The sequence below is a fragment of the Brooklawnia sp. genome (assembly GCF_032229645.1).
Taxonomy (GTDB): domain Bacteria; phylum Actinomycetota; class Actinomycetes; order Propionibacteriales; family Propionibacteriaceae; genus Brooklawnia.
Genome location: NZ_JAVTWX010000018.1, coordinates 5987 through 18482, shown reverse-complemented (window position 1 = coordinate 18482; position 12496 = coordinate 5987). Strand labels below are relative to the sequence as shown.

Below are 12496 nucleotides of genomic sequence, written 5' to 3'. Positions count from 1 at the left end.
ATTATCGAGTTCAGTTTGGTAGCTATAGGTGACCAAACTGAACTCGATAATCGTGCGGGCATGATCAGGTCCGACCCGTTGGAACTTGGCTCGTAGCCGTGTCCTCTTGACCATGCAGTCCCGCTAAGCAGCTGACGCTAGGAGCTTGCCCGAGCTACGCCCGTACCATTGAGAGCATGATCACTGTCACCGAGCAACTGCGCAGGTTGAATACTGCTGCTGCAGACGGCGAACTCGGCGATCTCTGCGGGAAATACCGCGTCGATCTGCTGGTGTTGTTCGGCAGCGCTCTCGATTCGGCAGAGCCGGGTGACATCGATCTTGCGGTTGCTTTCGAGAGCGGTGCTGGCCACGACCTGCTGGGGTTCATGGACGCCCTCGCGGAGTTGGTTCCGGGTGACCATCTGGATCTCATGGATCTGGCGCATGCTGGTCCGGTGGCCCAGCATCGGGCACTGACGAAATGCCGGGTGCTCTTCGCCAGAACTGCGGCGTCCTTTTATGAGCGCCAGATCTTCGCGATCAACCACTTCATCGAAACCCAGCCGTTGCGCGACGTGCTGGCGCATGGAGAGACAGGCGCGGCCAACCCGGCCGCTGGCCTCAGCGCTCCCAAAGCTCGGGCTGGACGCCCGCGCCCCGCTCGTTGACCGAGGACTGGAACCAGGGCAGCGTCATCTGCTGAACCAGCTTCGTCCGCTCGGCATGATCGAGGAAGAGCGCGGCCGCACCGGCCAGCGCGATCTGGGCCATCTGCATCGTCGACAGCCCGAAGGCCTCGCTGACCAGGGCATATTCGCGGCTGAGCGTCGTGGCGCTGACCAGCCGGTTGTCGCAGTTGAGCGTCACGTTGAAACCTAGCCAGATCAGTGTGCCGACCGGATGCGCTTTGATCGAGGTGGCCACCCCGGTCTGCAGGTTGGAGCTCGGGCAGACCTCCAGCGGAATCTGCTGATCCCGGATGAAACGAGCATGGCGTCCCAGCGAATACCGCCCGCTCTCCAGGTCGCGAGTGATGTCCTTGACGGTGTTGACGCCGTGTCCGATCCGCATTGCACCGCAGATTTGCACAGCCTCGTGCAGCGAACTCAGCGGGCCCTCTTCGCCGGCATGGATCGTGTAGCAGAAGTCGTTGTCGCGCAGCAGCTGGAAAGCGGCCAGATGCTTGGACGGCGGGTTGCCCTGCTCGCCACCTGCGATGTCGAAGCCCACCACCAGATCAGAATCGCGATGCCGCAGCGCCAACTCGGCGATCTCCACACCACGGTCGGCATGGCGCATCGCGGTCACGATCTGTCCGGCGATAAAGGGCTTGCCTGCGGACGCAGCCTGCACCACCCCCTCGCGCAGCCCTTCGGCCACCGCCTCGACCGTCTCGTCCAGGCTCAGTCCGGCGCGCAGATGCTGCTCCGGCGCCCACCGGGCCTCCGCGGCGACGACCCCGTCGGCGACCTGATCGGCCACCCATTCGCGAGCGACCCGGCGCAGGTCCGCGGCCCGCTGCATGCAGGCGGTGGTGTGATCGAAGGTCGTCAGATACTCGGCCAGCGATCCGGAACTGGCCGTCGTATAGAACCACTCCGCGAGTTCATCTGCAGAAGCGGCAGGCAGCCGGTGGCCGATCTCATCGGCGATCTCGATCATCGTCTGGGGTCGCAGCCCGCCATCCAGGTGATCGTGCAGCGCGACCTTGGGCAGACTGCGGAAGAACTCTTCATCGGCCATGAGGGCAATCGTAGAGGTTCCGGCGATGTCAGGCCCTCAGGCCAGCAGTGTCCGGTCGCTCAACTGGACGCCCTTGAGCTTGTCGAACTGGGCCATCAGGTCGGCGACGGTGGCTTTCTTCTTGGCAGCGTCGTGCAACTCGAGAATGATCTGGCCCTCGTGCATCATGATCAGCCGGTTGCCCAATTGCAGCGCCTGCTCCATGTTGTGGGTGACCATCATCGCGGTCAGTTTGTGACGCTCGACCATCTGCTTGGTCAGGCGGCTGATCAGGGCCGCGCGTTGCGGGTCCAGGGCCGCGGTGTGCTCGTCCAGAAGCAGAATGCGCGGTTGAGTGAAAGCCGCCATGACCAGCGACAATGCTTGCCGTTGACCGCCCGACAATAGTCCGACCCGCGCCGTCAGCCGGTTTTCGAGGCCCAACTCGAGGGTCTTCAATTCCTCGCGGAACTGCTCGCGTCGGGCGTTGCTGACGCCCAGGCGAAGCCCGCGTCCACGGTTGCGGGCCCACGCGATCGCCAGATTCTCTTCGATCGTCAGATGCGGGCTGGTGCCGGCCATCGGATCCTGGAAGACGCGGCCGACTTGCCGGGCCACCCGGTAGTCGGGCAGCCTGGTGACGTCGTCGCCGTCGATCCATACCGAACCGAGGTCAGGACGATAGCGTCCCGCGACCACATTCAGCAGCGTCGACTTGCCGGCGCCGTTCGAGCCGATGATGGTGGCGAAATCGCCGGCCCGCAAGGTCAGCGAGATATCGCGCAGCGCGATCTTCTCGTTGACGGTGTGTGGGAAGAATGCCTTCGTGACATGGCGTACCTCAAGCATCGCTGCGCTTCACCTTCTTCACGAGTCCCGGACGCGGCGCCCGGGCGTCGCCCGAGTCGAGTTCTTCGGGATCAGGTTCGCGATCGGGTGCCCCCCATGGATCGACCGCGGACTGTTTATCGCGGCTGCGGGCCCGGATCTTGTTGAAGACATCCCAGCGCGGCAGCAACAATGCGGTAATCACGATCAGGGCGCTCAGCAGCTTCATGTCGTTGGGATCGAACCAGGGGATCGTCAGCGCCGCCTGGATGATCAACCGGTAGATGATCGAGCCGACGACCACCGCGACGGCGGTGATCCAGATGCGCCCGTTGTTGATGATCGCGGTACCGATAATGACGGAGGCCAGCCCGGCGACGATCAGGCCGATGCCCATGCCGATATCCGCATAGCCCTGGTACTGCGCGAATAGCGCACCCGCCAGCGCCACCAGACCATTGCTGAGCGATAGACCCAGCAGCGTCATCGCGTCGGTGTTGACGCCCTGTGCGCGGGCCATGCCCTCGTTGTCGCCGGTGGCTCGCAGCGCCAGACCGATATCGGTCGACAAGAACCAGACCAGCACGAGGACGAAGACCGCGAGCAGGGCGGTCAGAATGCCGACCGAGACCCAGGTACCGAGCAGGCCCTTGTCGCGTAGCGGGGTGAACAGGGTGGTGCTGCGCAGCAAAGGCACGTTCGCCTTGCCCATGATGCGCAGGTTGATCGAATACAAGGCGATCTGGGTGAGGATTCCGGCAAGCAGCGGATGGATCTTGCCCCAGGTGTTGAGTGCTCCGGTGACGAATCCAGCGACCAGTCCGAGGGCTGTGCCGGCCAGCGTCGCCGCCAGCGGCTGCCACCCTGCCACAATCAGGGTGGCAGCCGTGGCAGCGCCGGTGGTGAAGCTGCCGTCGATGGTCAGATCGGCGAAGTCGAGGACCCGGAAGGTCAGATAGACCCCGAGCGCCATCAACCCGAAGATCAGACCAAGATCGATCGCTGTGATCATCTGTTACTTAACCGTTTCGTCGGCCTTGTCGAGCAGCGACTGCGGGATGGTGACACCCATCCGCTCGGCTGCGGTGGTGTTGATGACCAGTTGCGGGTCCTTCTGAGACTCGACCGGCATGGTCGCGGGATCTGCGCCCTCGGTGAGGATCTTGACGGCCATCGCGGCGGTCTGCTTGCCCAGCTCGTAGTAGTCGAGCCCGTAGGTGATCAGCGCGCCCTTGGAAACCGATTCGGTCTCGCCGGCGATCACCGGGATCTTGCGCTCTTCGGCGACCTGCAGCACCGAATCGAGACCCGCGATCACGTTGTTGTCGGTCGGCAGGTAGATCGCGTCCACGTCCAGCGACTGGGCGGCCTGCAGAACTTCGGAGGTGGTGGTGATCGTCTTCTCGACGACCTCCAGCCCGTCGGCTGCGGCGGCTTCGCGGGCCAGTTCGACCTGGACGGCGGAGTTGACCTCACCGGATGAGTAGAGGATGCCGACCGTCTTGGCGTCCGGAACGATCTGCTTGATCAGTCCGATCTGCTCGGCGACCGGGTTCATGTCTGTGGTGCCGGTGACGTTGGCGCCCGGCGCGTCGTTGGACGCGACCAGGTCGGCGGCGACCGGGTCGGTGACCGCGGTGAACAGGATCGGTGTGGTGGTGATCACCTGCGCGGTCGCCTGCGCGGTGGGCGTGGCGATAGCGAGTACCAGATCGAGGTTCGCGCTGGCGAACTTGTTGGCGATCGACGACGCGGTTGCCTGGTCGCCCTGCGCGTTCTGCTCGTCATAGCTGGCCTTGATGCCGGCATCGGCCAGGCCATCTTTGAAGCCGTCGCGTGCGGCGTCCAGCGACGCATGCGAGACGATCTGGGTGATGCCGATCTTGTACTCGGTGTCCGAGCCGCCTGCGCTGGCCGAGCTACCCGAACCGGAGTCCGAGCCACAGCCGGCCAGCAGAAGAGTGCCGGCCGAGGCGAGCGCCGCGAGCGTGCGCCAAGTCTTCTTCACGATGGTTCCTTCCACGTCACTGCGCGCCGCGGACCACTGCGGGGCGCTGCAGGAATTTACGGTACCTGCTGGCGATTTGCCTGTATCAGCGTCTCATTCGGTCGCAACCGGCGAGAACCTGATCGGGCACAAAGATATAAGCGTTACCTGATCGAAAGAAACTCAGGGTACTTAAGGGCTATCAACCGGCGGGATGTCAGCTGTTGCCCGAAGCCGGCGGCTGGTTCCAGCGGTCGGTCCCGTTGCCCGAGTCGTCGTCCGAATCGAACTGGTCGGTGACCGGCGGAGACTGGGTGCCGGGTGCAGGCCGATATGGCTGGCCGGTGTTGGGCTGATACGGCTGATTCGGATCAGGCCGGAACCCCTGAAAGGGCCTCGGCTGCGGACTCTGCGGCCGATGCAGTTTGGAGCGCATGCCGCGCGGGAAGAAGATCGCCACCATGACGAACATCCACCAGAACGAGAAGTAGCCGTTGCCCATCACCATCAGCAGCACCAGACCCAGAGCCAACAGAACGCCCCAATAGCTGCGCAGGAACTCCTGCCACTGCTTCAGTTGCTGCGCGGCCACCGGAGGCGCAGGACTCAGCTGCTGGTGTGCCGACGGAGACCACATATAGGCGTTCACCCCAGGCAGATCGGCTAGCAGGCTGCTCAACTGGTAGGGGTCATCGGTCGCCAGCGCGATCTCCATGCGCTGGTTGAGCCCCGCGTCGTCGAGATATCCGGACGCGCGGCTGCGCTGCAACGCGACGATCACTCGGTCGCGATCGGCATCTTCAATGGGCAGCTGGCTCATGATTCCAGGCTACGCGGTGGCCGGTACTGCGGCCCGCCGGCAGATCGCCAGCCGCGCGGACTACTCCTCGTCCTCGTGTGAATCCGAGAAGATGACCGCCGATTCCATGCCGTCGATCTCGGACACTTCGGCGACCAGATCGCGTAGCGGCAGTCCGCCGGTGAAGCGGACGACGACCTCGACGCGGGTCGGGTCGGTGCCGCGCAGCTGGCGGGTCGAGACGACCGATGACTGAAAGTCCATCTCGGTGGCCGCGGTCAGCACGCGGCGTAGCGTGCCCAGCCCGTCCCGGTAGGTCAGCCGCACCAGCATCCGGCGATCGCCGCCCGGCAGCCGGTGCAGCATCGGGCCGATGCCTGCCACGATGATCAGATACATCGCGGTGGTGACCGCCGCCAGCAGGAGGATACCGGCGCCACAGGCCATGCCGATCGCGGCCGACAGCCAGATGCCGGCAGCCGTGGTCATGCCGCGCACGGCGTCCCGGTTGACGAAGATCACGCCGGCGCCCAGGAAGCCGATGCCACTGACGACCTGCGCCGCGACCCGCATCGGATCGCCCGACGTCTCGCCCAGCAACGGGTGCATTCCGATGATGGTGAACAGGCAGGCTCCCATGCCGACCAGGGCGTGAGTGCGGACCCCGGCGTTCTTGTGGCGCAGCTGGCGCTCCAGCCCCATCAGCCCGCAGAACACGGCCGCAGCCAGTACTCGCAGCGTCTCTGAGCCGAACAGCGCCCAGTCGATCTGTCCCATGCCTCTCACCTCCCGAGGTGATCCTATGGCGAGTGGCCTGAGTGTGCAGCTGTGCACACAGGCTAAACCTGTATCCACCGATCTCCGTCTGCTGCGCGACTCCTGCCAGGCACGCTGCCCGCGTCTCCCACGCTCAACAACCTTCCAGGTTGCCCTCGCGAGATTCGACTTGCCATCGCACCCGCCAGGTGCCCCTCGCGACGACGGCCATCGGTGGATACAGGCTAAAGTTGGACCGGCGCCTTCTGCTTTCACCGGTGCCAGGGAGGCATAGATGAGCCACAGTGAGCAGCACCGGATCGTCCAGAAGTTCGGCGGATCGTCGGTTGCCGACGCGGAGTCGATCAAGCGGGTCGCCCGCCGCGTGTTGGCGGCGAAGGAAGCTGGGAGCCAGGTCGTCGTGGTCATTTCGGCGATGGGCGATACCACCGACGATTTGATGGATCTGGCGCTTGAGGTGAGCCCGGATCCGCAGGCGCGCGAACTGGACATGCTGCTCACCACCGGCGAGCGCCAGTCGGCTGCTCTGCTGGCGATGGCCCTCAACGACCTGGGGGCCGAGGCCCTGAGCTACACCGGCAGCCAGGCCGGGGTGATCACCACACCGCAGCACGGCAATGCCCGCATCATCGACATCACTCCCGGACGCATCGAGACGTCTCTCCACCAGGGTTATATCGTCATCGTCGCGGGCTTCCAGGGCGTCGCGCAGGCCACCAAAGACGTCACCACGCTGGGCCGCGGCGCCTCCGACACGACCGCGGTCGCTCTCGCGGCCGCGCTGGGCGCCGACGTTTGCGAGATCTACTCCGACGTGGACGGGGTCTTCACCGCCGACCCGCGCATCGTCCACGGTGCCCGTCAACTGTCTCAGATCAGCTACGACGAGATGCTGGAGCTCGCCGCCTCCGGCGCGAAGATCCTGCATCTGCGCTGCGTGGAATACGCACGCCGCGAGGGCGTCACCGTGCATGTGCGCAGCTCATTCAGCAACAATCCCGGCACCCTGGTCACCGGCCGGGTCAACTTCGAGGAAGGCAACGCCATGGAAGACGCCATCATCAGCGGCATCGCGCACGACCGCAGCGAGGCCAAGATCACCGTGGTGGGCGTTCCCGACAGGCCGGGTGAGGCCGCATCCATCTTCGATGTGATCGCCGCGAACGACATCAACGTCGACATGATCGTCCAGAACGTCTCGGAGGTCGCCACCGGCGCCACCGACATCACCTTCACGCTGCCGATGAGCGACGGCGCCAAGGCCATGGAGGCACTCCACGCGGCCAAGGATCAGATCGGCTTCACCGAGGTCCGCTACGACGACAAGGTCGGCAAGGTCTCGGTGGTGGGCGTCGGTATGCGCACTCATCCGGGTGTCACCGCGCGCTTCTTCAAGGCGCTGGCCGAAGCAGGTATCAACATCACGATGATCTCCACGTCCGAGATCCGCATCTCCGTGGTGGTCAACGTGGCCGACGTGGACGCAGCCGTGCAGGCCGCACACACCGCCTTCGGGCTGGACAGCGACGAAGAAGCCGTCGTCTATGCGGGGACCGGCCGTTGACTCAGGCCCGAGAGCCCTGGGAAGAACCTGCTCGCAGGGCCCAACCCGGCGATCCCGGCGCTTCTGCCGCACCCAAACGGGCGGCAGACTTCGACGAGCCCGAGCAGATCTCCTTCCAGCGTTTCGACGATCCCGAGGCATTCGTCGAAACCAGAATGATCCCGCGGATCGTCTGGGACCCCCGACTCGACCATTCGGCTCCGAGCAGGCGCGCCGAGCCGCCGCCCGCAGAGCCGGCAGCTGCGTCCGGTGCCGCGGATTCTGGTCAGGACCTGGTCGATCGAGGCGATGGTGCGGGTCAGCAGCTCGACGACTCGGCAGAATCCATCGTCGACGCCATCGACGAACAAGACCGCAAACATCTGGGACGCAATTCGCTGCTGATGGCCTCCGGCACCCTGGTCAGCCGGGTGCTGGGCATGGTGAACGCCTCGTTGCAGACCGCAGTGCTCGGCACCGCAGTTGCGGGCGCTGCCTTCAAGTCCGCGAACACGCTGCCGAACTTCATTCTGGTGCTTCTCTCGGCGGGCATCCTGCAGGCAGTGCTGATCCCGCAGATCACCAAGGCCATGAAGCGCCCGGACGGCGGTCAGGATTTCGTTGACCGCCTGGTCACTGCGGCGCTCGTGCTGATCGCCGCCGTCGCGATCATCTGCACGGCCGGTGCGGCGCTGCTGATGCGATCGTTCACCTCGCTGAGCGGGCCCGGCATGCAGCTGACCATCGCCTTCGCCTATATCTGCATGCCGCAGGTGCTCTTCTACGGCATCTTCGCGGTGCTCGGCAATATCCTCAATGCGCGCGGCAGGTTCGGCGCCTACGGCTGGGCGCCGGTCGCCAACAACGTGGTCGCCATCGCGGGTCTGGTTGTCTTCTTGGCCTTGTGGGGGAGTCAGAAGGAGGCGGCAGCCTGGACGCCCCAGATGATCTGGGTGCTGGCAGGCAGCGCGACCCTGGGCATCGCCGTGCAGGCCGCGCTGCTGATTCCACCGCTCTACCGCAGCGGGTTCCGGTGGCGTCCGCGATGGGGGCTGCGCGGGCACGGTTTCGGGCAACTCGGACGCTTCGCCAGTTTGACCTTCCTCGCGCTCGTCATCGCTCAGGGTGGCGGTCTGCTGACGATGAAGGTAGCAACCTATCTGGCCGATAGTGCCGATGCCCAGGGTATCGAGGTCGCGAGCTATGTGAGCTACCAGAACGCCATGAGCCTGTTTCAGATGCCCTACGCGCTGATCGCGATGTCGCTGCTGACCGCGCTCTTCCCGCAGCTGGCCAGGGCATGGCAGCGCCGCGACGATCCTCGGACCGGTCTGACCGACATGCGCGAGATGGTGCATCGCGGGCTGACGCTGCCCGCACTGGGCATCATCCCGGTTTCGATGCTGTTCATCGCGCTTGCGATGCCCGCGGTGCGGGTGGTCTATTTTAGTTTGACCGCCGAGCAGGCGCGTGCGACGACATTGCCGCTGATCGTGATGTGCGCGAGCATGCTCAGCTTCACGATCGTCACCTTGCAGCAGCAGTACTGTTTTGCGTCCGAGCAGGGCAAGACCAATCTGTGGATGCAATGCTTGCTCACCGCCATTCAGGTGGGTTTCGCGTTGCTGGCCTACCTGGTGCCGTTGGAGGACGGCCTGGTGGTGATCTGCCTGGGGATGTTCTTCGGTAACACGACCCTGGCCATCGTCTTCATGCTTTACGCCCGCCACCAGATCGGTGACTTCGGGCTCGGGTCAATCCTCGGAATGTACCTGCGGCTAGGTATCGCGTCGGCCGTCTCCGGTGTGGCGGCGTGGCTCGCCTACCGGGGTGTGCTGATGCTGATGCCGCCGGCGATAGCGGCCGAGACAGCGTTCGGTGACGCAGAGTCGTTCAATGCCTCCGTCTGGTTGTGGCAACTCCTCGGCGGGGTAGCAGGTGGCGTGAGCTTCATCGTGGCGATCCTGATCACCGCGCGGCTCTTCGGAGTACGGGAGTTCTTCGACCTAGTCAATCCGCTATTGCGCAGACTGCATCTACCGCAGGTGCGCTGATCCCGGGAGGCCCACCAGCACGGCCAGCTCAGGCGTCGATGTCGTCCCAGGCGAGTTGCGGATTGAGCAGCCATTCCAGCGCTGCCAGCCGCTGGGCGACGATGAGCGGGTCAGCGTCCGAATGTACGGCCGGACGCATCGCCTGCTGATTATCCAGCGCCCACATGAGCGACGAGAGACACTCGTATTCGTCGGTCAGCTCATCGATATCGCGTAGCTGAAGCCGATCCAGGAAGCCGCTCTCGCCGCGCCGCAGCACGAGATCTTTCACCTGGCTGGGTTTGCAGCCGGCCGAGGGCCAGCCCAAGGTGGTGCGTCCGGTCGCCCACAGCAGTTCGTTGGCGGCTTCGATGCGACGTTGCATGCCGCGCGCCGCGGTGGCGTCCCGATCCTTGAAGAGTTCGCGCTCGGAGTCGGGCAGGGCGGCAATGGCCCGAGGAAAAACCGCCTGCATCGCGCGCTGGTCGAGTGGGTGGTTGGCAATCACTGAGCTGGCGAAGTCGCTGGTCATCACGAGCCCGACGATGCGCAGACCCACGTCATCGGCATCGCGGGGGAGGATCTCTGCTTTGCTGCGCACTGGCGCGAGGTCGCCTGGCACCTGCAAACCGTGGGCGGACGCCAGCCAGCTGCGAATCATCTGGGCGCGCTGTGTGGACTCCGCAGTCAGTGGCGCCTTGCCGGTAGGGGCACCATGCTTGCCGGCGAGCAGCGGACGTCCGATGGCATCGACCAACGCGCCTTCGGCGACCAGGATGGCATTGGCGCTGGTGGCCCAGTCCGCCAGTTCGGCGAGCTGAGCGGGATCGCCGCTGTCGAGATTGAAGGCGTAGGAACGCTGAGTGTCGAGGACATGACGCTGCAATGCACGGATGCTCTCTGCCGATTGGCCAACGCCGGCCCGGCTGATGTAGTCGTCCAGTTCGGTCAACGCGGTCGCGAAGGCGGCATCCTGCTCACCTGATTCGTGCCAGCGGAAACGCTCGTCCGCATCGGCGAAGTCATGCGGCACAGATTCATGCCGCGTCGAGTAGGCGTTGATCAGCATGCAGCAAACAATAGTGCGCTGGGCGCGCCCGACGGGCGTCGGATCAGCAGTGGAGGCCGGCGCGGGTGCATTCGAGGTCGTAGTTGCTCTGCAGCTCGAGCCAGAACTGCTCGGTGGTTCCGAAATAGCGGGCCAAGCATCGCGCGGTCTCGGCGGTGATGCTGCACTTGCAGCGGACGATCTGGTTGATCTGCTGAACCGTTAGGCCAGTGGCTGCGGCGAGGCGTTTCTGCGAGACCCCGAGCGGGATCAGCAGTTCCTCGATCAGGATTTCTCCGGGGTGGATCGGGGTATCAGCAATGGGGGCACCGAGGGTGGTCATAGCACCTCTTTCATGACGGACCGATAGAGTCCGGCGCCGGTGAGGGTGCCGGCGTCGATGCTGGTAGTAGATGGCCGCCATTGCTGGTCGGTCGTGGGTGCCATCTGGACCCAGCGAGAAACAATACTCGCGTCGTCAAGTTGAGTGGTATTTCTCGGGGTTTCCCCGCAGTCTGCTTCGCCGTGGGCGGAAAGATCGGAGGTGCCTGCCGCCGACCACTGATGACGCGGTCGGGATCCGAATCGTGGACGCGGAAGGGGATTCAGCTCCAGACAACCCTGGCGGTCGTAACTTCCCGGATCCACTCGGGGCTACTGGGAACCGAGTGGGTCGCTTGCTCCAGTTGTGAAGGCGGCTTCGATATCGGCGATCTTCTGCACGAGACGAAGACTGCCAGGGATACGCCGGAATCCAAGCTTCTCGTAGAAGTGGGCAACAGCCTCGGTGAGCGCATCGACGACGACTAGCCGTGCCGCAACCGTGCCGGTGACTATGACTACGCGCTCGAGTGCATCGGCAACCAGCACTGCTCCCAGCCCGCGCCCGTGAAGATGCTCGGACAGCGCGAGCCGCGCCAGCAGAACAGCAGGAATCTCGGCGGGTCCGCCGCGGCCGATCCTGGAGGGGACTTGTTCACGTGTGACCTTGTGGGCAGCCAGCGCGTAGTAGCCAACTACTTTGTCTTCACCGTCCAGCCACACCCAGGTGCGCGCAGTACCGCGCTTGGCCGCTGTGGCTGCCTGATCTGTCAGCCACAGATCAAGCGCCTGCTCTCCACAAGTGAAGCCGGAGACGTTGTGATGATCTGGATCGAAGCGTTGCGATCGGAATCGCTCAGTCACGGACGACCGTCTCACGCAAGCGGGTTGCTGCCGCGACCAATGTCGGGTTCGGGTGCGGCGGTGCGTCGAACGCCGCGATGAGGTCGTCAAAGAACTGTGCGGGCACGGTGGTTATCACCTCATGCTCACGTAAGACGCGCTCGGCCCGCTCCTCGGCTGCGGCTCGCGCGAATGCTGTCACCGGCTCACCGGCAAGCTGCGCTGCGCGTTCGATGATCACCTTTACCTCCGGCGTCACCCGGAACTCCAATCGTGCAGACGCGGTCATGGCACACCACCCTTCGTACGGACAATCGTACGGCAGCCTCCCGGATGGCACAATGCTGGGCCCTGGTGCCCTGTCCCTATGCCACGGCAAATTCCTGCGGCCAGAATCTGAGGACCCGGCCAAGATGCCGAGATCTCGAACGCGGCGTCAGACTTGGGCCGCGGGAACGGGCGCGCGGTGAGCTGCAACAGCAAAACAACGCCCGCCTCAGTGAGGACAGGCGCCGTCTATCTGTGGTCGGGATGTTCGGCCCTGCGGGCCTTCAACCCCTTCCTCTTCGGATCTACTGCGAGCAAGCTCGCGATCGATCCTCATCGTCGGGGT

13 protein-coding genes are annotated in these 12496 nt (G+C 64.6%); 3 read left to right on the top strand and 10 right to left on the bottom strand.

Features of this window, described 5'->3' with window-relative positions; translation table 11 throughout:
- The first annotated feature begins 176 nt into the window (after positions 1-176).
- On the top strand, positions 177-650 hold the full coding sequence (locus tag AAFP05_RS01180; RefSeq protein WP_341728020.1) for a nucleotidyltransferase domain-containing protein: 474 nt from the start codon (positions 177-179) through the stop codon (positions 648-650).
- Here AAFP05_RS01180 and AAFP05_RS01175 read toward each other — a convergent pair.
- From AAFP05_RS01175 to AAFP05_RS01150, 6 genes are all read right to left on the bottom strand, one after another.
- The gene (locus tag AAFP05_RS01175) at positions 604-1725 is read right to left on the bottom strand and encodes an adenosine deaminase (protein ID WP_341728019.1); all 1122 of its coding nucleotides are present in this window, start codon (positions 1723-1725) and stop codon (positions 604-606) included. The genes AAFP05_RS01180 and AAFP05_RS01175 overlap by 47 nt on opposite strands.
- Before the next feature lie 36 nt (positions 1726-1761).
- Positions 1762-2553, bottom strand: coding sequence for an ABC transporter ATP-binding protein (locus AAFP05_RS01170; RefSeq protein ID WP_341728018.1), 792 nt, complete (start codon positions 2551-2553; stop codon positions 1762-1764).
- Positions 2546-3544, bottom strand: a complete 999-nt coding sequence (locus tag AAFP05_RS01165) for an ABC transporter permease (RefSeq protein ID WP_341728017.1) — start codon at positions 3542-3544, stop codon at positions 2546-2548. Before AAFP05_RS01165 ends, AAFP05_RS01170 begins: the two co-directional genes overlap by 8 nt.
- 3 nt (positions 3545-3547) lie before the next feature.
- The gene (locus AAFP05_RS01160; protein ID WP_341728016.1) at positions 3548-4540 is read right to left on the bottom strand and encodes an ABC transporter substrate-binding protein; all 993 of its coding nucleotides are present in this window, start codon (positions 4538-4540) and stop codon (positions 3548-3550) included.
- 196 nt (positions 4541-4736) lie between these two features.
- On the bottom strand, positions 4737-5339 hold the full coding sequence (locus AAFP05_RS01155; protein ID WP_341728015.1) for a DUF1707 domain-containing protein: 603 nt from the start codon (positions 5337-5339) through the stop codon (positions 4737-4739).
- A 60-nt stretch (positions 5340-5399) separates the two neighbouring features.
- Positions 5400-6095, bottom strand: a complete 696-nt coding sequence (locus AAFP05_RS01150) for an MgtC/SapB family protein (RefSeq protein WP_341728014.1) — start codon at positions 6093-6095, stop codon at positions 5400-5402.
- A gap of 274 nt (positions 6096-6369) precedes the next feature.
- Here AAFP05_RS01150 and AAFP05_RS01145 point away from each other — a divergent pair, with 274 nt between their 5' ends.
- Positions 6370-7659: an aspartate kinase gene (locus tag AAFP05_RS01145; protein WP_341728013.1), complete on the top strand. Its 1290-nt coding sequence runs from the start codon at positions 6370-6372 to the stop codon at positions 7657-7659.
- A complete protein-coding gene (locus AAFP05_RS01140) occupies positions 7656-9692 on the top strand; it encodes a lipid II flippase MurJ (protein ID WP_341728012.1) in 2037 nt (678 codons plus the stop codon). Before AAFP05_RS01145 ends, AAFP05_RS01140 begins: the two co-directional genes overlap by 4 nt.
- Positions 9693-9720: 28 nt before the next feature.
- On the opposite strand, the gene AAFP05_RS01135 is transcribed toward AAFP05_RS01140, so the two are convergent.
- The 4 genes from AAFP05_RS01135 to AAFP05_RS01120 form a co-directional block, all read right to left on the bottom strand.
- On the bottom strand, positions 9721-10740 hold the full coding sequence (locus AAFP05_RS01135; RefSeq protein WP_341728011.1) for a DUF4272 domain-containing protein: 1020 nt from the start codon (positions 10738-10740) through the stop codon (positions 9721-9723).
- Positions 10741-10783: 43 nt separating this feature from the next.
- Positions 10784-11062, bottom strand: coding sequence for a HigA family addiction module antitoxin (locus AAFP05_RS01130; RefSeq protein ID WP_341728010.1), 279 nt, complete (start codon positions 11060-11062; stop codon positions 10784-10786).
- 311 nt (positions 11063-11373) lie between these two features.
- The gene (locus tag AAFP05_RS01125; RefSeq protein ID WP_341728009.1) at positions 11374-11904 is read right to left on the bottom strand and encodes a GNAT family N-acetyltransferase; all 531 of its coding nucleotides are present in this window, start codon (positions 11902-11904) and stop codon (positions 11374-11376) included.
- Positions 11897-12172, bottom strand: a complete 276-nt coding sequence (locus AAFP05_RS01120; RefSeq protein WP_341728008.1) for a DUF1778 domain-containing protein — start codon at positions 12170-12172, stop codon at positions 11897-11899. The genes AAFP05_RS01125 and AAFP05_RS01120 overlap by 8 nt, the downstream gene beginning before the upstream one ends.
- Positions 12173-12496: the final 324 nt, after the last annotated feature.

Coding starts and splice junctions, on each gene's coding strand:
- AAFP05_RS01180 (WP_341728020.1), top strand. CDS start 177: ATGATCACTGTCACCGAGCAACTGCGCAGGTTGAATACTGCTGCTGCA.
- AAFP05_RS01175 (WP_341728019.1), bottom strand. CDS start 1,725: ATGGCCGATGAAGAGTTCTTCCGCAGTCTGCCCAAGGTCGCGCTGCAC.
- AAFP05_RS01170 (WP_341728018.1), bottom strand. CDS start 2,553: ATGCTTGAGGTACGCCATGTCACGAAGGCATTCTTCCCACACACCGTC.
- AAFP05_RS01165 (WP_341728017.1), bottom strand. CDS start 3,544: ATGATCACAGCGATCGATCTTGGTCTGATCTTCGGGTTGATGGCGCTC.
- AAFP05_RS01155 (WP_341728015.1), bottom strand. CDS start 5,339: ATGAGCCAGCTGCCCATTGAAGATGCCGATCGCGACCGAGTGATCGTC.
- AAFP05_RS01150 (WP_341728014.1), bottom strand. CDS start 6,095: ATGGGACAGATCGACTGGGCGCTGTTCGGCTCAGAGACGCTGCGAGTA.
- AAFP05_RS01145 (WP_341728013.1), top strand. CDS start 6,370: ATGAGCCACAGTGAGCAGCACCGGATCGTCCAGAAGTTCGGCGGATCG.
- AAFP05_RS01135 (WP_341728011.1), bottom strand. CDS start 10,740: ATGCTGATCAACGCCTACTCGACGCGGCATGAATCTGTGCCGCATGAC.
- AAFP05_RS01130 (WP_341728010.1), bottom strand. CDS start 11,062: ATGACCACCCTCGGTGCCCCCATTGCTGATACCCCGATCCACCCCGGA.
- AAFP05_RS01120 (WP_341728008.1), bottom strand. CDS start 12,172: ATGACCGCGTCTGCACGATTGGAGTTCCGGGTGACGCCGGAGGTAAAG.